Origin of the sequence: Streptomyces sp. NPDC048643 (genome assembly GCF_040650615.1) — a bacterium.
Taxonomy (GTDB): domain Bacteria; phylum Actinomycetota; class Actinomycetes; order Streptomycetales; family Streptomycetaceae; genus Streptomyces.
Genome location: NZ_JBEZHO010000044.1, coordinates 57315 through 75797, shown reverse-complemented (window position 1 = coordinate 75797; position 18483 = coordinate 57315). Strand labels below are relative to the sequence as shown.

At 70.3% G+C, this 18483-nt stretch carries 13 protein-coding genes; 7 read left to right on the top strand and 6 right to left on the bottom strand.

Annotated elements, in window-relative coordinates:
* Nucleotides 1–453 precede the first annotated feature (453 nt).
* Together AB0C62_RS32100 and ptsP are read left to right on the top strand one after the other, a co-directional pair.
* A complete protein-coding gene (locus AB0C62_RS32100) occupies nt 454–903 on the top strand; it encodes a PTS glucose transporter subunit IIA (protein ID WP_164369446.1) in 450 nt (149 codons plus the stop codon).
* A gap of 77 nt (nt 904–980) precedes the next feature.
* Nucleotides 981–2651: a phosphoenolpyruvate--protein phosphotransferase gene (gene ptsP, locus AB0C62_RS32095; RefSeq protein ID WP_362979163.1), complete on the top strand. Its 1671-nt coding sequence runs from the start codon at nt 981–983 to the stop codon at nt 2649–2651.
* A 91-nt stretch (nt 2652–2742) separates the two neighbouring features.
* Here the strand turns inward: ptsP and AB0C62_RS32090 are convergent, their stop codons facing one another.
* Nucleotides 2743–3636: a hypothetical protein gene (locus AB0C62_RS32090; RefSeq protein ID WP_362979161.1), complete on the bottom strand. Its 894-nt coding sequence runs from the start codon at nt 3634–3636 to the stop codon at nt 2743–2745.
* A gap of 266 nt (nt 3637–3902) precedes the next feature.
* On the bottom strand, nt 3903–5870 hold the full coding sequence (locus AB0C62_RS32085) for an acetoacetate--CoA ligase (protein ID WP_362979159.1): 1968 nt from the start codon (nt 5868–5870) through the stop codon (nt 3903–3905).
* A 213-nt stretch (nt 5871–6083) separates the two neighbouring features.
* Between AB0C62_RS32085 and AB0C62_RS32080 the strand changes: the two genes are divergently transcribed.
* Entirely contained in the window at nt 6084–8453 is a 2370-nt protein-coding gene (locus AB0C62_RS32080; RefSeq protein ID WP_362979157.1) for a TIM-barrel domain-containing protein, read from the top strand.
* A 3-nt stretch (nt 8454–8456) separates the two neighbouring features.
* On the opposite strand, the gene AB0C62_RS32075 is transcribed toward AB0C62_RS32080, so the two are convergent.
* Nucleotides 8457–8993, bottom strand: coding sequence for an NUDIX domain-containing protein (locus AB0C62_RS32075; protein ID WP_362979155.1), 537 nt, complete (start codon nt 8991–8993; stop codon nt 8457–8459).
* Nucleotides 8994–9219: 226 nt separating this feature from the next.
* Here AB0C62_RS32075 and AB0C62_RS32070 point away from each other — a divergent pair, with 226 nt between their 5' ends.
* The 4 genes from AB0C62_RS32070 to glpK all read left to right on the top strand — a co-directional run bounded on the left by AB0C62_RS32070 (nt 9220) and on the right by glpK (nt 13660).
* Nucleotides 9220–9645, top strand: coding sequence for a zinc ribbon domain-containing protein (locus AB0C62_RS32070; protein ID WP_362979165.1), 426 nt, complete (start codon nt 9220–9222; stop codon nt 9643–9645).
* A 28-nt stretch (nt 9646–9673) separates the two neighbouring features.
* Entirely contained in the window at nt 9674–10864 is a 1191-nt protein-coding gene (locus AB0C62_RS32065) for a lipid-transfer protein (RefSeq protein ID WP_362979153.1), read from the top strand.
* A 493-nt stretch (nt 10865–11357) separates the two neighbouring features.
* Nucleotides 11358–12098: an MIP/aquaporin family protein gene (locus AB0C62_RS32060; RefSeq protein WP_362979151.1), complete on the top strand. Its 741-nt coding sequence runs from the start codon at nt 11358–11360 to the stop codon at nt 12096–12098.
* A gap of 41 nt (nt 12099–12139) precedes the next feature.
* Nucleotides 12140–13660, top strand: a complete 1521-nt coding sequence (gene glpK / locus AB0C62_RS32055; RefSeq protein ID WP_362979149.1) for a glycerol kinase GlpK — start codon at nt 12140–12142, stop codon at nt 13658–13660.
* A 155-nt stretch (nt 13661–13815) separates the two neighbouring features.
* On the opposite strand, the gene AB0C62_RS32050 is transcribed toward glpK, so the two are convergent.
* The 3 genes from AB0C62_RS32050 to AB0C62_RS32040 are packed head-to-tail and all read right to left on the bottom strand — an operon-like array spanning nt 13816 to nt 18481.
* Complete coding sequence (locus AB0C62_RS32050) at nt 13816–14421, bottom strand: ATP/GTP-binding protein (protein ID WP_362979147.1); 606 nt, start codon at nt 14419–14421, stop codon at nt 13816–13818.
* Entirely contained in the window at nt 14402–18049 is a 3648-nt protein-coding gene (locus AB0C62_RS32045) for a hydantoinase B/oxoprolinase family protein (protein ID WP_362979145.1), read from the bottom strand. The genes AB0C62_RS32050 and AB0C62_RS32045 overlap by 20 nt, the downstream gene beginning before the upstream one ends.
* A gap of 24 nt (nt 18050–18073) precedes the next feature.
* On the bottom strand, nt 18074–18481 hold the full coding sequence (locus AB0C62_RS32040) for a DUF742 domain-containing protein (RefSeq protein WP_362979143.1): 408 nt from the start codon (nt 18479–18481) through the stop codon (nt 18074–18076).
* Between the last annotated feature and the right edge of the window lie 2 nt (nt 18482–18483).

Below are 18483 nucleotides of genomic sequence, written 5' to 3'. Positions count from 1 at the left end.
CTTTGTACTCACCCTCTCGGGCTTTCCTCCGGGCGCTTCCCTTCGGTCTTGCGTTTCCGACTCTATCAGACCGTTTCCGTATCCGATTTCCTCGGCGCTTTCCAGGTTTTCGCTTTCGCGTTTCCCTTTCCGGCGAGTCCGACTCTATCAGCGATTTCCTGTCTCTCTGACCACCGTCCCGCAAACATGCAGAACGAGACCCCGAGATAGGATCTGACAAGTTGGGTGCTGCCAGGCAACGACGCTTGGTGACGCCGCTCAGCCTCAAGCAGGGGTACGACAGTACACGGGGGCCGGGAGCGGGCGCAAATCGTTTCGCCTGTGCTCTACGGCCGCCAACCGGGACCTCTCGTGCGGAACCGGCACTTCATATGACATACCCTGCTGAAACAGTGCGCCGTCCGGGACAGGCAGTGACGGCCCATATAAATCTCCACCCCTGGGAGGCTTCCCATGACCACCGTGACGTCCCCTCTTGCAGGACGCGCCATCGGACTCGCAGCAGTACCGGACCCCGTGTTCTCCGGGGCGATGGTCGGCCCCGGCACGGCGATCGACCCCGTGCGTGAGCCCTCGGAGGCTGTCGCCCCCGTGGACGGAGTGATCGTCTCGCTCCACCCGCACGCGTTCGTCGTCGTCGACGGTGAGGGCCACGGAGTCCTTACCCACCTGGGCATCGACACCGTGCAGCTCAATGGCGAGGGCTTCGAGCTGCTCGTCAACAAGGGGGACACCGTGACGCGCGGCCAAGCCGTCGTCCGGTGGAACCCGGCCGCCGTAGAGGCCGCCGGCAAGTCCCCGGTGTGCCCGATCGTGGCCCTCGAGGCCACGGCGGACTCCCTCTCCGACGTCCGCGAGGACGGCGATGTGAAGGCGGGCGACGCGCTCTTCGGCTGGCAGTGACATCAACGCTGTCCTGGACGGCACGTTCGACAACCATCGCGGCGGCGGGACCCGCCGCACTATCGGAGACGGGTGAGATGGAGACAACGCTGCGAGGCGTCGGCGTGAGCCACGGTGTGGCGATCGGCGAGGTTCGGCACATGGGGACGGCGGTTCTCGAACCGCCTGCCAAGCAGATCCCTGCGGAGGACGCGGAGCGCGAACAGGGGCGTGCCCGCAAGGCCGTGGAGGCTGTGGCAGCCGACCTGATTGCGCGCGGCAATCTGGCGGGGGGCGAAGCCCAGGGAGTGCTCGAGGCTCAGGCCATGATGGCCCAGGACCCCGAGCTGATGGCCGATGTGGAACGGCGCATCGCCGTCGGCAGCACGGCCGAGCGCGCGGTCTATGACGCGTTCGCCGCGTACCGGGCGCTGCTCGCGGGAGCCGGTGAGTATCTCGCCGGACGCGTGGCCGACCTCGATGACGTGCGGAACCGCATCGTCGCGCGCCTCCTCGGCGTGCCGATGCCCGGTGTCCCGGACAGCGACGAGCCCTACGTCCTCATCGCGCGTGACCTCGCGCCCGCCGACACGGCGCTGCTGGACCCGACGCTCGTCCTCGGATTCGTCACCGAGGAGGGCGGGCCGACCAGCCACAGCGCGATCCTCGCGCGTGCGCTGGGTGTGCCGGCCGTTGTTGCTCTTCCCGGCGCCGGCGAGCTCGCCGAAGGCACCGTGGTGGCCGTCGACGGCAGCACCGGCGAGATCTTCGTGGAGCCGACCGCCGAGAAGAAAGCGCAGCTGGAGTCCTCCGCGGCCGAGCGCAAGGCGGCGCTGTCCGCTTCTACGGGTCCGGGAGCCACCTCCGACGGGCACAAGGTGCCGCTGCTGGCCAACGTCGGCGGCCCCGCGGACGTACCGGCCGCGTTGGAGGCCGGTGCTGAGGGCGTGGGTCTGTTCCGCACCGAGTTCCTCTTCCTCGACGACAGCAAGAACGCGCCGTCCGAGGAGAAGCAGGTCGAGGCGTACCGGCAGGTCCTGGAGGCGTTCCCGGAGGGCCGGGTCGTGGTGCGTGTGCTCGACGCCGGCGCGGACAAGCCGCTGGAGTTCCTGACTCCCGCCGACGAGCCGAACCCCGCGCTGGGTGTGCGGGGTCTTCGTTCGCTGCTGGATCACCCCGATGTGCTGCGTACGCAGCTCACCGCCCTCGCGAAGGCTTCGGAGGGGCTGCCGGTCTATCTCGAGGTCATGGCCCCGATGGTCGCGGACCGTACGGACGCCAAGGCGTTCGCGGACGCGTGCCGGGCGGCAGGGCTGCAGGCGAAGTTCGGCGCGATGGTCGAGATTCCGTCCGCCGCGCTGCGGGCCCGTTCGGTCCTGCAGGAGGTCGAGTTCCTGTCGCTCGGCACCAACGACCTCGCGCAGTACACGTTCGCCGCCGACCGGCAGGTGGGCGCGGTGTCCCGACTGCAGGACCCGTGGCAGCCGGCGCTGCTCGACCTGGTCGCGCTGTCCGCGGACGCGGCCAAGGCCGAGGGCAAGAGCTGTGGTGTGTGCGGTGAGGCCGCGTCCGATCCACTGCTCGCCTGTGTGCTGACCGGTCTGGGTGTCACCTCCTTGTCGATGGGTGCCGCTTCGATCCCCTACGTGCGGTCGACGCTGGCGAAGTACACGCTGGCTCAGTGCGAGCGTGCGGCCGCGGCCGCACGTGCCGCGGACACGGCGGAAGAGGCGCGCAGCGCCGCGCAGGCGGTGCTGTCCGGCGAGTAGCCGCAGCACCGTCGCCGACCGGACGGCGAGGTCGGCGGAAGAGGCGGGATGAGGGGCGCTCCATCTGCGGATGGGGCGCCCCCTTCCGCTTTCAGTGCGTGTGGTGCGTTCCCTTCCCGGTGTCGCCGAGGTCGGGGGGTGTGTCGTAGTCGACGCCCGATTCCGGGGAGACCAGGTCGCCGGACTCGATGTCGGTGCAGTAGGCGTCGAACACTTCGGAGGCGGTGAGGGGGTCGAGGTTCTCACCGCGCAGGCGCCATCCGTAGACGCGGTCGGTGGTGTCGGGGGTGGTGGTGCGCATGACGAGTCCGCCGGCGCTCCGGGTGGCGATGCCGAGGGCGAGCACGGTGGTGAATTCGAGGGCTTCGGATTCGTCGAGGCGAATCGCGTCGTCGGTGCGCTCGTCCACACGGAGGGCCGCGACGAGTGTGTCGGGTGCCGTCGAGACGCTGCAGACCAGATGGAGGCTTCCGGTGCCGGCGGTGTCGACGACGCGGGTGAGCAGGTGGGCGGCGCGGATGAAGGCGGCGCGGCCGATGTCCTCGCCGCAGGTCGCGCAGGTGCCCATACGCGCCAGGAGTGTCGTCGCGTACTCCCAGGTGGCTTGGCGGACGGCTTCGTCGACGAGGTCCGGGACGAGTTCGGCCAGAGGCTGTCCGTCGTAGGGGACGGTGGGGCCGGTCGCGGCCAGGTGCGCGGTGAAGCGGGTACGGCTGGCCGGGGTGTCGGGTTCCAGGCCGCTCTCGGCGCAGTACTCGGCGTACTCCACGGGGTCGAAGAGTGCCACCGTGGTGTGGCTGCCCTGTGCCGCGAGGCTCCTCAGCAGGGATTCCACCTGTTGGAGATAGGTGGTGTGGTCGTCGAAGGCGAAGCTGCGGTAGCTCCGCATCGTGCTGAAGTCCTGTTCGTCGGTCAGCAGGCCGATGGTGCCCGCGATCTCACGGCGCAGGACACGTCGCAGGGTGTGGTGCTGGATGTCTGCCATTTCTCCCCCAGTGCACAGTCGATCAATGCTCACTCACAGTAATCGGCGGCACTGACAATGCGGGCCGGGGGAGCCGCTCACGCACGCCGCCGTGCTGAAAGCTGCAGTTCGGAGAGCTTGCCGAGCGGAAGAGCATCCGGCCGGGACGGACCGTGGCGAAGGGGGCGGTGACGGCCAGTGGTCCGAGGCGGATGCCGACGTGGCGTGGTCGGCCCCGGACCTCGGCGGAGCGCTCGACGAAGTCCGGGGCAACCTGCGGGTGCTGATCAGCCGCGTTCGCGGGCCAGTTCCTCGTAGAAGCGCAGGAGTTCGACGTTGTCCACGGAGCCGATGTTGACCGCCTTGTCCATGGGCGTGCCTTGGAGGAGGCGCTTGACCGGTACCTCGATGCGTTTGCCGGTCAGGGTGTGGGGCACGCCGGACACCTCGATGACCTCGTCGGGGACGTGGCGCGGGGAGAGCTGTTCGCGGATGGTCCGCTTGATGCGGTCCAGGAGCGCCTCGTCGAGAACGGCTCCCGGGGCGAGGTGGACGAACAGGGGCATCCAGTAGCCGCCGTCGGGCTGTTCGACGCCGATGACGAGGGATTCCCTGATCTCGGGAAGGCGCTCGACGGCCTCGTAGATGTCGGCCGAACCCATGCGGACGCCCTGTCGGTTGAGCGTCGAGTCGGAGCGGCCGTGGATGACGACCGAGCCGCGTGACGTGACGGTGATCCAGTCGCCGTGGCGCCACACTCCGGGATACGTGTCGAAGTAGCTGTCGTGGTACCGGCTGCCGTCGGGGTCGTTCCAGAAGCGGATCGGCATCGAGGGCATCGGGTTGGTGACGACGAGTTCGCCGACCTCGTCGACGAGGGGCTTCCCGCTGGGGTCCCAGGACTGCAGGTCGGTGCCGAGGCCGGGGGCCTGGAGTTCGCCGATGTAGACGGGGAGCGTGGGGACGGCTCCCGCGAAGCAGGAGCAGACGTCGGTGCCGCCGCTGACGGAGGCGATCCAGAGGTCGTCGCGGACCTCGTCGTGCAGCCAGCGGAACCCGTCGGGCGGCAGGGGCGAGCCCGTGGTGGCGACGCATCGCACACGCGTGAGGTCGAAGTCGCGGGAGGGGTGGACGCCCGCTTTGCGGCACGCCATGACGTACGCGGCGGACGTGCCGTAGAGGGTCGCTCCGGTGCGTTCGGCGATGCGCCACTGGGCGCCGGTGTCGGGGTACCCGGGGCTGCCGTCGTACAGGACGATCGTGGTCCCGGTGAGCAGGCCGGAGACGAGGAAGTTCCACATCATCCAGCCGGTGGACGTGTACCAGAAGAAGCGGTCCTCCGGGCCGAGGTCGCAGTGCAGTCCGAGCTGTTTGAGGTGCTCGACGAGGATGCCGCCCTGGGACTGGACGATGGCCTTGGGGAGGCCGGTCGTGCCGGAGGAGTAGAGCACCCACAGGGGGTGGTCGAAGGGAACCTCTTCGAAGAGGGGCTCGACGTCGGCTGAGGTGAGGGACGACCAGTCCAGGGCGCCCTCGGGGGCGTCGGTGCCCAGCAGGGGGATGTGGACGACGGCACGCAGTGTCGGCAGCTCCCGGCGCAGCTCGGCGACCACGTCGCGGCGATCGTGCTCCTTGCCGCCGTAGCGGTAGCCGTCGACGGTGAACAGGACGACGGGCTCGACCTGCTGGAACCGGTCGAGGACGCTGCGGGCTCCGAAGTCGGGGGCACAGGACGTCCAGACCCCGCCCACCGCGGCGGTCGCGAGGAGGGCGACGACGGCCTGGGGGATGTTCGGGAGGTAGCCGCTGACGCGGTCACCCGGTCGTACGCCCAGGGCTCGTAGTTCCGTGGCCAGGGAGCCGACCTGTCGGCGCAGGTCGGACCATGTCACCGGAACGGCCTCGTGGGTCTCGTCCACATACAGGAGGGCCGGTTCGTCCGCCCGGGTCTCGGCGGCGCGCAGCGCGTGCTCCGCGTAGTTGACGGTCGCTCCGGGGAACCACTGCGCACCGGGCATGGACCGGTCGCCGAGCACGCGCGCGTAGGGGGTCGGGAACCGTACGTCGAACCATTGCGTGACGGCTTTCCAGAAGGTGTCCAGCTCGTCCACCGACCAGCGATGGAGGGCTTCGTAGCCGCCGTCGGACGGGGCTCCGTGCTCCTCGGCCGCCCAGGCCTGGAACTTGGTGACCTGTGCCTGGGCCACGACCTCTTCGGTGGGCTGCCAGAGCGGTGAGGGGTTCGCGGTGGACATGGGGCGGCTCCCGGACTGTGCGCTTCGTGGGCGTCGGTCGCGCACGGGCAGGGGTGTGCGCGTCACGCGGCTGACACGGACGATGCCATGTGATCGACTTCTGCACCAGGGCGCGCCACACATGGTCGGCGACGTGAAGATGTGGCGTCGCCGCGGGTGAACGGCAGTTGAACGACTCACTCGCATGGCGCCGGTAGTGGCAGGGTGAGCAGCATGGACGGTCGTGACCTGGTGCGTTCGGTGAAAGCGGTCGGCTCGGGGGGTGCCGCTCAGGGGTTGCGCACGGTGCGGGCCGCGTGGCGCAGGAGGCGTGCCGACGCCACCGGGCTGCCGCAGCGGGGCGCCGAGCGGGCCCGGGTGCCCGGGCCGGTGCTCGGTGTGGAGCCGGAGCCCGGCGGCGGACTCGTCCGTTTCACGCGCTCCGAGCTGCGGATCACCGTCACGGTGAGCGGTGCGGTGTTCTGGGGCTGGGACGGGGCCGGACCTGAGCCGTCGTACGCGCTCGCGGGCCCTTGTCCCGAGCCGGACCCGCGGGCCGTCCTGGAGCCCGACAAGGACGGGGGGTGGCGGGTCGTCGCCGAGCGGGTCACGGTCGTCGTCTCACGGCACGGAGCGGTCGAGGTGCGTACCCCTGGTGGGGTCACGCTGCGGCGTGATCTGCCGCCTCGCTGGTGGGAGCCGGTCGACGGTGGCACGGCCCGTTGGATGCAGCGCTCCGAAGTGGCGGCCGACGCCCGGTTCTTCGGTCTGGGCGGGCGGGCCGGCGGACCGCGGCTGCGGGACGGCCGGTACCGGCTGTGGAACACGGACCCCGGGCGGGCATTCGGGCCGGGTGACGATCCGCTGTACATCACCATGCCGGTGCAGATGGTCGTCGCTGACGCGGCCACGCATCTGGTGTTCCACGACACCACCTGGGACGGAACGGTGTCCCTGCGCGAGGGCGAGGAGGGCGCCGGCTCCGGGCACGACCGGGCCGGTTCGTGCGAGCTGCGGATGGACGGCGGTCCGTTGCGCTGCTGGATGATCGTGGGCTCCCCCGCGCGCGTGCTGGCCGCCTGGGCGTCACTGACCGGGGCCGCCGCGCTGCCGCCGGCGTGGGCGCTGGGACACCATCACGCGCGGTGGGGTTTCGGCAGCGAGCAGGAGGTGCGCCGGATCGTCACGGGATACCAGGAGCGTGGTCTCCCGTTGGACGCCGTCCACCTGGACATCGACCACTACGACGCGCACCGGGTGTTCACGGTCGACCGCGAGCGGTTCCCGAAGCTTCCCGTGCTGGCCGAGGAACTGCGCCGGGACGGGATCCGGCTGGTGTCGATCATCGACGCGGCGGTCAAGGCGGAGGCGGGCGACGCGGTGTTCGATAGTGGTGTCGCGGAGGACGCCTTCGTCCGTGATGCCGCTGGGCAACTGGTGCCAGGAGTCGTGTGGCCCGGCGAGTCCGTCTATCCGGATTTCACGCGCGCGCGTACGCGTGCGTGGTGGGGCGGGCTCTACGAGGAGAGACTGGAACAGGGGTTCGCCGGATTCTGGCACGACATGAACGAGCCGACCTCGTTCACGGCCTTCGGGGAGTCGACGCTGCCGCGTTCGGCGCGGCACTCCCTCGACGGGCGGGGCGGCGACCACCGCGAGGCGCACAACGTGTACGCGCTGGGTATGGCCAGGGCGGCCTACGAGGGGGTTCGTGAACTCGTCCCCCAGGAGCGGCCGTTCCTGTTCTCGCGCTCGGGCTGGGCCGGCATGCAGCGCTATGGAGGGACCTGGTCCGGGGACGTGGCCACCGGCTGGCCTGGGCTGCGGGCGTCGCTGTCTCTGGTGATGGGGCTCGGACTGTGCGGGGTGCCCTATTCAGGGCCCGATGTCGGCGGGTTCGACGGCAGCCCGTCGGCGGAGCTCTACCTGCGGTGGTTCCAGCTCGGCGCCTACCTCCCGCTGTTTCGCACGCACGCGAGTCTGCGCGCGGGGCGCCGGGAGCCCTGGGAGTTCGGTGACGAGGTTCTGGAGCACGCGCGCGTGGCGCTCGTCGAACGGCGGCGCCTGCTCCCGTACTTCGTGACGCTGGCGCATCTGGCGCGCCGTACGGGTGCGCCGTACGTCCGGCCGGTGTGGTGGGACGCGCCGGAGGACCGGGCGCTGCGCGACTGCGAGGACGCCTTCCTGCTCGGCGACTGCCTCCTCGTGGCCCCGGTCCTGGATCACGGGGCGGACCGGCGGGCCGTGCAGTTGCCCCGCGGGCGCTGGTACGACACGGCGACCGAGGAGGCGTACGAGGGACCGGGGCAGGTACTGATCGACGCTCCCCTGTCACGGATTCCGGTGCTGGCGAGAGCGGGTTCCGTCGTGCCCGTGCGGGGTGCCGACGGTGGGCTGGAGCTGGAGGCGTGGGCTCCCGCACGCGGGCGTGGCGGGAGCGGGCTCGTCGTGCCGGACGCGGGTGACGGGTGGGCGGAACCGGAGATCGGGCGCTTCGTGACCCGTTGGGACGGGGGCGAGGTGGTGGTGCGCGGGGCAGATGGCAAGGGGGGTCTCAGCGAGCCCCCGTATCCGGTGCGGATACGCGGGCTCGGCGCGAGCTGACCCTCAGATGTACCGTCCCTCGAACCAGGCGCGGGCCGCCAGAGTGTGCAGCGGGAAGGCCAGTTCGGTCGGTCGGCGCAGCAGGTGCCAGCCCTCGGTCTCGTCCGTCGCGGCGGACGGCGGCAGTTCGGCGGCGGGGCGTTCCGGGAGGAGTCCGAAGAGCAGCAGATGACCTGCCGGTGAGCTCAAGGCGTCGGCGAGCCGGACGTCCCTGGCCGCCGCGTCGATGCCCGTCTCCTCCTTGAGCTCACGCACGACGGCGTTCCGCCAGTCCTCCCGGTGGTCGATGAACCCTCCGGGCAGGGCGATGCCCCCGCGCGCGGGCGTGATGGTCCGGGTGATGACGACCAGGGCGGCGCCCTTCTCGTCGTAGGCGGGCTGCAGGGCAACGGCGACGGGCAGCGGGTTGCGGTAGGCCACCGTGCCGCAGGAGGCGCAGGTGCGGGGCCAGTCGGAAACGCCGTCTCCGTAGAGGGCACCACAGCTCGAACAGTGCGAGCCTGGCGTGAAGTCGGCGGGCGGGTGCGGAGTCTCGGACACGACGCGGACTGTAGCGGATCACCGAACACACGTCTGCACAGTGGTCCGGGTGGACGCGGCCGGGACCACCCCCGTGGGCCCCGGCCGCCCCCACAGGTACTCCGACGCCCGAGGCGCCCCCATGGTTCACCCGACGCCCTGCCCAATTCCGGCAGCCCGTGCCACACTTCTGACGTTCCGTCAGATCTGGTGTCGGGGAGGGACTTTGTCGCGCATACGCACGCCTGTGGTCGCCGGATGGTTCGCCGGAGAGGGCAACGACTTCCACCTGCTGGGCACGTGTTGCTCGGCGTGCTCCTCGGTGTTCTTCCCTCGCGAGGACGCCTTCTGCCGCAATCCGGGCTGCCCGGGAGGCGAGCTGGCCGAGGTGCCGCTGTCCCCCCGTGGCCGCGTCTGGTCGTACACCGACAGCCGGTACCGGCCGCCGTCACCCTATGTGACCGATCCGGAACTCCCATGGACCCCCTACGCGTTGATCGCTGTGGAGCTGGAGTCCGAGCGCATCGTGGTCCTCGGTCAGGCGGCTCCCGGGATCACCGTCGCCGACCTGGCGGTGGGCATGGAGGTGGAGGTCGTTCCCGGCGTGCTGAACGAGGACGCGGAGACGACCTGGACCTCGTGGCACTGGCGGCCGACGGGGGCGACGCTGTGAGGAACACAGGGCGGACGGGGGTGGCGGCATGACGGGCGAGGTGGCGGTGCTCGGCGCCGGAATGCACCCGTGGGGCAAGTGGGGACGCGGGTTCGTCGAGTACGGGGTCGCGGCCGCGCGCGCGGCGTTGGCCGACGCGGGGATCGACTGGCGTGACGTCGGGTCGATCGTGGGAGCCGACACCGTCCGCGGCGGCTATCCGGGGTATGTGGCGGGCGCGACGTTCGCGAAGGCTCTGGGATGGCAGGGGGCCCGCGTGTCGAGCGTGTACGCGGCGTGCGCGTCCGGCGCGCAGGCTCTCGGCACGGCACGGGCCCAGATCCTCTCGGGCCTGGCGGACGTGGTGCTGGTGGTGGGCGCGGACGCGGCACCCAAGGGGTTCTTCCGCCCCGCGGGCGGGGACCGGCCCGACGATCCGGACTGGCTGCGGTTCCGTGCCCTCGGGGCGACCAACCCGACGTACTTCGGGCTGTACGCGCGCCGCCGGATGTTCCTGCACGGCGACACGCTGGACGACTTCGCCCAGGTCAAGGTGAAGAACGCGGCCCTGGGAGCTCTCAACCCCAACGCGCGCTACCGCAAGCGCGTCTCCGCCGAGGAGGTCGCCGGGTCCGCCGTGGTGGCCGATCCGCTGCGGCTCCTCGACATCTGCGCGACCTCGGACGGCGGCGCGGCCGTGGTGCTGTCCAGCATGGAGTTCGCGCGCCGGCACGGCGCCTCGACGCCGGTGCGTATCCGCGCGGTGTCCACGGTCACGCCCCGCTATCCCAACACCGTGCTGGATCTGCCGGACATTGCCACTGACTCCGCTGTCGCCGTGGAGCCCCCGGCCGACACTTTTCGTGCGTCGATCGCGCGCGCGGCCTACGAGGAGGCGGGCATCGGCCCCGAGGATCTCTCCCTCGCCGAGGTCTACGACCTGTCGACCGCCCTGGAGTTGCAGTGGTACGAGGACCTGGGGCTCTGCGCGGAGGGTGAGGCCGCGAAGCTGCTGAGGGAAGGTGCCACGACACTCGGCGGACGCATACCCGTGAACGTGAGCGGCGGGCTCGCCTCCTTCGGTGAGGCCGTTCCGGCGCAGGCCATCGCTCAGGTGTGTGAACTGACCTGGCAGTTGCGCGGCAGCGCGGGTGACCGGCAGGTCGCCGGGGCGCGGATCGGGATCACCGCGAACCAGGGGCTGTTCGGACACGGCTCGTCGGTGGTGGCGATCCGGTAGGCAGGCCGGCACTCGTTGTCCGGGAATCAGGACACGGGGCCGGGCACACCGCTCCCTGCTCCCCCTCGGGCGCGTGGGCTCCGTGGTGTTCGGCGGCGCCGGTGGCGGACGGAGCGCCGACAACGCGCCGTTCGGTTCACGGGCCGGACAGCGCGGTCGTGGCAGCGGCTTCACCGCCGGTACCGCGCCACGTCCCCTTTGCGCCCTTCGAACCGTTGCCGTCCACGACCTTGACGCCCCCTGGGCACCGGTGAACACTTCCGGGTGTCAGTCGGCATCGCCGCATTCGAGCGTGTTCGGGCACCGCACCGCTCGAGTCTCCGACCTGCACCCAGGGCCGTCCCCCACGGGCGATTCCGCCACGACGGCACGCTCGTCACGGACGCCGGGCGGGGCTCGGGACCTCCCTGCCTTCGGCTGAAGTAGCCATGGGAAACGCACCCTGATCGGTGGCCCGGAGCGGTTCGCCCCGGGCGAGGGCCTAGGAGCCGCCATGACCAACGGGGACATCTTTGTCGGCGAGTTGATCGGCACAGCCATTCTGATTCTGTTCGGCGCGGGTGTGTGCGCCGCTGTCACCCTCAACAAGTCCAAGGCCCAGGGGGCGGGCTGGATCGTCATCGCCTTCGGATGGGGCTTCGGCGTCCTCGCCGGGGCGTACACCGCGGCACCGCTGTCGGGCGGTCAGATCAACCCGGCGGTCACGATCGGATTCGCGATCGAGGGTTCCACGAAGTGGGAGGACGTGCCCTTCTACATCCTCGGGCAGTTCGCCGGAGCGATCATCGGGGCGGTCCTGTGCTGGCTTCTCTACCTCGGACAGTTCAACCTCAACGCCGAGGAGGACACGGCCATCGAGACGCTGGGCATCTTCTCGACGCGCCCCGAGATCAACAACCCGGTGCAGAACCTGATCACCGAGATCATCGGTACGGCCGCCCTGATGCTGCCCATCCTCGCGCTGGCCGGCGGGGGCAAGCACGTCGCGGGCATCGGTGACGCGGGTCTGCCGGTCCTGCTCATCTCGTTCCTCGTCGTCGGTATCGGCCTCTCGCTCGGCGGGCCCACCGGATACGCCATCAACCCGGCCCGCGACCTGGGGCCGCGCCTCACGCACGCTCTGCTGCCCATACCCAACAAGGGCACCTCGGAGTGGAGCTATTCCTGGATCCCGGTCGTGGGCCCGATCGCGGGTGCCGCCATCGGTGCCGTGATCTACAACGCAGCCTTCTGACCCGCACGCAGCTCCTGACGAAGAACACGTAAGGGGACGCCATGACGGACAACGCCGAGAAATACGTCGCCGCAATCGACCAGGGCACCACGTCGAGCCGCTGCATCATCTTCGACCGGGGCGGCGCGATCGTCGCCGTCGACCAGCGTGAACACCGCCAGATCTTCCCGAAGCCGGGCTGGGTGGAGCACGACGCCACCGAGATCTGGTCCAAGGTCCAGGCGGTGGTCGCGGGAGCGATCGCCAAGGCCGGGCTGCGCGCCGACCAGTTGAGCGCTCTCGGGATCACCAACCAGCGCGAGACGACCGTCCTGTGGGACCGCGCCACCGGAAAGCCCGTCCACAACGCGATCGTCTGGCAGGACACCCGTACGTCGGCGCTCTGCACGGAACTGGGTGGCACGGACGGCCAGGACCGCTTCCGGGAGCAGACCGGACTGCCGCTGGCCAGCTACTTCTCCGGGCCCAAGGCGGCCTGGCTGCTCGACAACGTCCCCGGCCTGCGCACGCGTGCCGAGCGCGGCGAGATCGCCTTCGGCACGATCGACTCGTGGCTCATCTGGAACCTGACGGGTGGCACCGACGGCGGACAGCACGTCACCGACGTGACCAACGCGTGCCGGACCATGCTGATGAATCTGGAGACCCTCCAGTGGGATCCGTCGATCCTCTCCGCGATGAACATCCCTGAAGCGGTACTCCCCGAGATCAGGTCCTCGGCCGAGGTGTACGGCACCGCCGTGGGCCAGCTCTCCGGTGTCCCCGTGGCATCGGCGCTCGGCGACCAGCAGGCCGCGGTCTTCGGTCAGGCCTGCTACGACGTCGGCACCGCCAAGAACACCTACGGCACGGGCAGTTTCCTGTTGCTCAACACCGGCAACCGGCCCGTTCCCTCGAAGCACGGACTGCTGACGACCATGGGATACAAGATCGGCTCCGAGGCGCCGGTCTACTGCCTGGAAGGGTCGATCGCGATCACGGGCGCCCTGGTCCAGTGGTTCCGCGACCAGCTCGGCATCATCCGCAACGCGGACGAGATCGAGACGCTGGCGGCGAGCGTCGACGACAACGGCGGCGCGTACATCGTGCCTGCCTTCTCGGGCCTGTTCGCGCCCTACTGGCGCTCGGACGCGCGGGGTGTGGTCACCGGGCTGACGCGGTACGTCACGAAGGCCCACCTCGCGCGCGCGGTGCTGGAGGCCACGAGCTGGCAGACGCGCGAGGTCGTGGACGCCATGTACCAGGACTCCGGTGTCCAGATCACGACCCTGAAGGTGGACGGCGGCATGACGAAGAACAATCTGCTGATGCAGCACCAGGCGGACGTTCTCGGGGTGCCGGTGATCCGCCCGAAGGTCTCCGAGACGACCTGTCTGGGAGCCGCGTACGCGGCCGGGCTCGCCACCGGTGTGTGGGGCGACCTCGACGAGCTGAAGTCGCACTGGCAGAAGGACGTCGAGTGGACGCCCTCCATGGAGGCGTCGGTGCGCGACCGGGAGTACCAGAACTGGCGCAAGGCGGTGGAGAAGAGCTTCGGCTGGCACGACGACGCGATCGACTGAGCACGACGTCCGCAACTCCGCGACGTCGGCGCGAAACAGGACTCCACGCGTGTGTGCCGTCCCGGGTGAACCACGCGCGCGTGCGCGACTGCGGCCCGTACCCCTGTCGGCGGGGGTACGGGCCGCACCTGTGCGGAGTGACCTTGCCGTGCGTGTCAGGTGGTCAGGGCCTCGCGGTGGTCGGCGGCACGGGCCATGGCGTGCTGGACGACGCGGATGAGGACCTCCTTGACGGTCTCCCGGTCCCGCGCGTCGCACAGGACTACGGGGACTCCGGGGTCGAGGTCGAGAGCCTGCCGGACGGCGTCGGTGGGGTAACGGGCCGCCTCGTCGAAGCAGTTGACCCCCACCACGAAGGGTATGGACCGCCGCTCGAAATAGTCGACGGCGGCGAAGCAGTCCTCTAGACGGCGGGTGTCCGCCAGGACGACGGCTCCCAGCGCCCCGGTGGCGAGTTCGTCCCAGAGGAACCAGAAGCGGTCCTGGCCCGGGGTCCCGAACAGGTAGAGGACGAGGTCCTCGCGGAGGGTGATGCGGCCGAAGTCCATGGCCACGGTGGTGGTGTTCTTACCCTCCACGCCGCTGATGTCGTCGACGGGCCGGCCCGCCTCGGTGAGGAGTTCCTCCGTGCGCAGCGGCTTGATCTCGCTGACCGCGCCGACGAGGGTCGTCTTGCCGACGCCGAAGCCGCCGGCCACCAGGATCTTGAGCGTGACGGGCTCGACCGGGGGCTTGCCGCGCTCAGTGCGCCCGAAGATCATCGTTCTCTTCTCCTGCTTGGTGGTGGTCGCGCGGCGGTGGCCCGTAGCCTCCGCCGCCGGGGGTTTCGATGACGAGCACGTCGTCCGGGCCGACGTCCGCCGAACCGCTTCCGCCGAGGTCGGTGACCCTGCCGTCGGCGTGCTCCACCCGGTTGGTGCCGAGGGCGCCCGGCTCACCGCCCGCCATGCCGTAGGGCGGAACCCTGCGGTGCTGGGAGAGCGTCGAGACGGTCATCGCCTCGCGGAAGCGGATGCGGCGAACGGCGCCGTCGCCGCCCTGCCATTGTCCGGCTCCGCCACTGCCGTGCCTGAGCGCGAACTCGTCCAGCCGGACGGGCAGTCGCCACTCGAGGACCTCGGGGTCGGTGAGCCGTGAGTTGGTCATGTGGGTCTGGACGACGGGGGCGCCGGCGAAGCCGTTCCCCGCCCCCGATCCGGAGGCCACGGTCTCGTAGTACTGGTGCCGCCCGTTGCCGAAGGTGACGTTGTTCATCGTGCCGGATCCCTCGGCCTGCACGCCCAGGGCCGCGTACAGGGCGCCGGTGATCGCCTGGGACGTCTCGACGTTGCCGGCGACGACGGCGGCCGGGGGCTCGGGGGCGAGCATCGACCCGGGTGGCACCACGATGCGCAGCGGGCGCAGGCATCCTTCGTTGAGCGGGATGTCGTCGTCCACCAGGGTCCGGAATACGTACAGGACGGCCGCGTTGACCACGGCGAAGGGCGCGTTGAAGTTGGTGGTGAGCTGTGCGGAGGTGCCGGTGAAGTCGACGGTGGCGGATCGCTCCTCCCGGTCCACCGAGACGTGGACGCGGATGACCGCCCCGGAGTCGGTCTCGTAGGCGAACTCGCCGTCCTGGAGGGTGTCGATGACGCGGCGCACCGCCTCTTCGGCGTTGTCCTGGACGTGCTGCATGTACGCCTGGACGACGTCGAGTCCGAAGTCCTCGATCATGCGCCCGACCTCGTCGACACCCTTCCGGTTGGCGGCGATCTGGGCCCGTAGGTCGGCGAGGTTCGTGTCCGGGTTGCGCGAGGGGTGCGGTGGGGCGGTGAGCAGGGCCAGGGTCTCCGCCTCGCGGAAGCGGCCGTTCTCGGCGAGGAGCCAGTTGTCGAAGAGGATGCCCTCCTCGTCGATGGTGCGGCTGTCGGCGGGCATGGAGCCGGGGGCGATGCCCCCGATCTCGGCGTGGTGGCCGCGCGAGGCGACGTAGAACAGGATGCGGTCACCCTCCGTGTCGAACACCGGGGTGATCACGGTGACGTCGGGGAGGTGTGTGCCGCCGTGGTACGGGTCGTTCACGGCGTAGGTGTCGCCGGACCGCATGCTGTCGCCACGCCGCCGGACGACCTCCTGCACGCTCGTCCCCATCGAGCCCAGGTGGACAGGGATGTGGGGGGCGTTGGCGACCAGGTTGCCGTCCGGGTCGAAGAGGGCGCAGGAGAAGTCGAGGCGCTCCTTGATGTTGACGGACTGCGCGGTCGACTCCAGCCGGGCGCCCATCTGTTCCGCGATGGACATGAAGAGGTTGTTGAAGACCTCGAGGAGGACGGGATCCGTCTCCGTGCTCACATCGGAACTCTCCGTGACCACCGCGCGTTCCAAGATCAGATGCCCGTCGTCGGTCGTCGTGGCCCGCCAGCCGTCGTCGACGACGGTCGTCGACCCGGCTTCGGTGACGATCGCGGGTCCGGCCACGCCTTTGCCGGGCGGGAGGTGCTCGCGGCGGTGCAGCGGCACGTCACGCCAGGCGCCGTCCGTGTGAAGGCTGACGGTGCCCGGTCCGGCCGGATCGGAGGCGGGCGCGGCCTCGTGGGGTGCGAGGGCGGAGAGGTCGGGGGCTTCGGTGAGACCGGTGGCTTCCACGGAGAGGGCTTCGACGACGACCGGACGGTCCAGGGTGAAGGAGTAGGTGGCGCGATGACGTTCTTCAAAGGCGCGGGTCATGGTGTCGGGCTCGGTGAGCTCGACGGTCAGTGGCGTGTCGGTGCCGTCATAGCGGAGCTGAGCCCTGCGGGTGATCCGGACGCGGTCCTCGGGGATGTCCTCGGCGAGGAGTTCGGCGCGAGCGGCGCTCGCCAGGTCGTCGGCCGTCTTGAGGATGCCGGGCATCGAGGCCGCGTCCAGGGGTGCCTCGACGGACTGTTCGCGCATGGCGGTCGTGTCGGCGAGTCCGATGCCGAGTGCGGAGAGGACACCGGCCATGGGCGGGACGAGGACGGTGCGGATGCCGAGGGAGTCCGCCACCCGGCAGGCGTGCTGGCCACCGGCGCCGCCGAAGGTGGTCAGTGTGTAGCGGGTGACGTCGTGGCCCTTCTGGACGGAGATCCGCTTCACGGCGTTGGCGATGTTGGCGACGGCGATCCGGAGGAAGCCCTCGGCCACCTGCTCCGGGGTGCGTTCGTCGCCGGTCGTCTCCCGGATCTCCCTTGCGAGCGTGGTGAAGCGGTCACGTACGACGGCGCCGTCCAGGGGCTGGTCCCCTCCGGGGCCGAACACGGCGGGGAAATGGCCGGGTTGGATGCGGCCGAGTGCGACGTTGGCGTCGGTGACGGTCAGCGGACCGCCGTTCCGGTAGCAGGCGGGCCCCGGGTCGGCACCCGCCGAGTCCGGACCCACGCGGTAGCGGGAGCCGTCGAAGTGGAGCACGGAACCCCCGCCGGCGGCCACGGTGTGGATGTCCAGCATGGGAGCGCGCAGCCGGACCCCGGCGATCCGCGTGGTGAAGACCCGCTCGTACTCACCGGCGAAGTGGGAGACGTCCGTGGAGGTGCCGCCCATGTCGAATCCGATGACGCGGTCGAAGCCGGCGAGCTGCGACATCCGTGCCATGCCGACGATGCCGCCGGCGGGCCCGGACAGGATGGCGTCCTTGCCGCGGAACTGACCGGCCTCGGTGAGGCCGCCGTTGGACTGCATGAACATCAGCCGTACGTCGCGCAGTTCGTCGGCGACGTGCTGGACGTAGCGGCGCAGTACGGGCGACAGGTAGGCGTCGACGACGGCCGTGTCGCCACGCGGCACCAGTTTCATCAGGGGGCTGACCTCGCTGGAGAGCGAGATCTGCGGGAAGCCGATCCGCGCCGCCAGCGCTCCCACGGCCTCTTCGTGGGCCGGGTGGAGGTGGCTGTGCATGCAGACGACGGCGACGGCGCGGATCCCGTCGTCGTAGGCCTCTTGGAGAGGTCCGGCGAGTGCGTCCAGGTCGGGAGCGCGCAGGACGGTGCCGTCGGCGGCGATCCGTTCGTCGACCTCGATGACGCGTTCGTGGAGGAGCTCGGGAAGGGCGATGGCCCGCGCGAAGATGCGGGGGCGGTTCTGGTAGGCGATGCGCAGGGCATCGCGGAATCCCCTGGTCGTGACGAGCAGTGTGCGCTCGCCCTTGCGTTCGAGCAGGGCGTTGGTGGCGACGGTGGTGCCCATGCGGACGGCGTCCACGGGAGTGCTCGCGGCCTCGATGTCACCGTCGGCGCCGAGGAGTTCGCGGACACCCGCCACGGCCGCGTCGGCGTAGCGGGTGGGGTTGTCCGACAGGAGTTTGTGGGTGAGCAGTCGACCGTCGGGGCGCCGCGCGACGATGTCGGTGAAGGTGCCTCCACGGTCGACCCAGAACTGCCAGCCTGTCACGTCTGCTCCCCGCTTCCGCCCAGCTCAGAGCGCCCGGAGGCCGCTGATCACGTCGCGCAGAATACTCTCGTCGGGAAGCTCGGCAGGCGGTACGGGTCGTGTCACGTGCACCATTTCGTCGGCCACGAGGTCCCCGATGAGTACCCTCACCACGCCCACCGGCAGGTCCAGCTCGGCGGCGAGTTCGGCGACGGACTGGGGCGCGTCGCGGCAGAGTTCGACGATGTCCACGTGTTCCGGGGACAGCGAGTGGTCCGCCTCGGGGTCGTCGGCGTGCTGTTCGGTGACCACCACCGCGATCAGGTCGAGGCGGTGCTGGCCCGCGCTGGTGGTGCGGCCGCGTGTCATGGCGTACGGACGGACCACCGGTCCGGCGTCGTCGTCGAACCAGTGGCGTGCGTCCTGGCCGTTTTCCTGACCGTCTCCGCTCATGT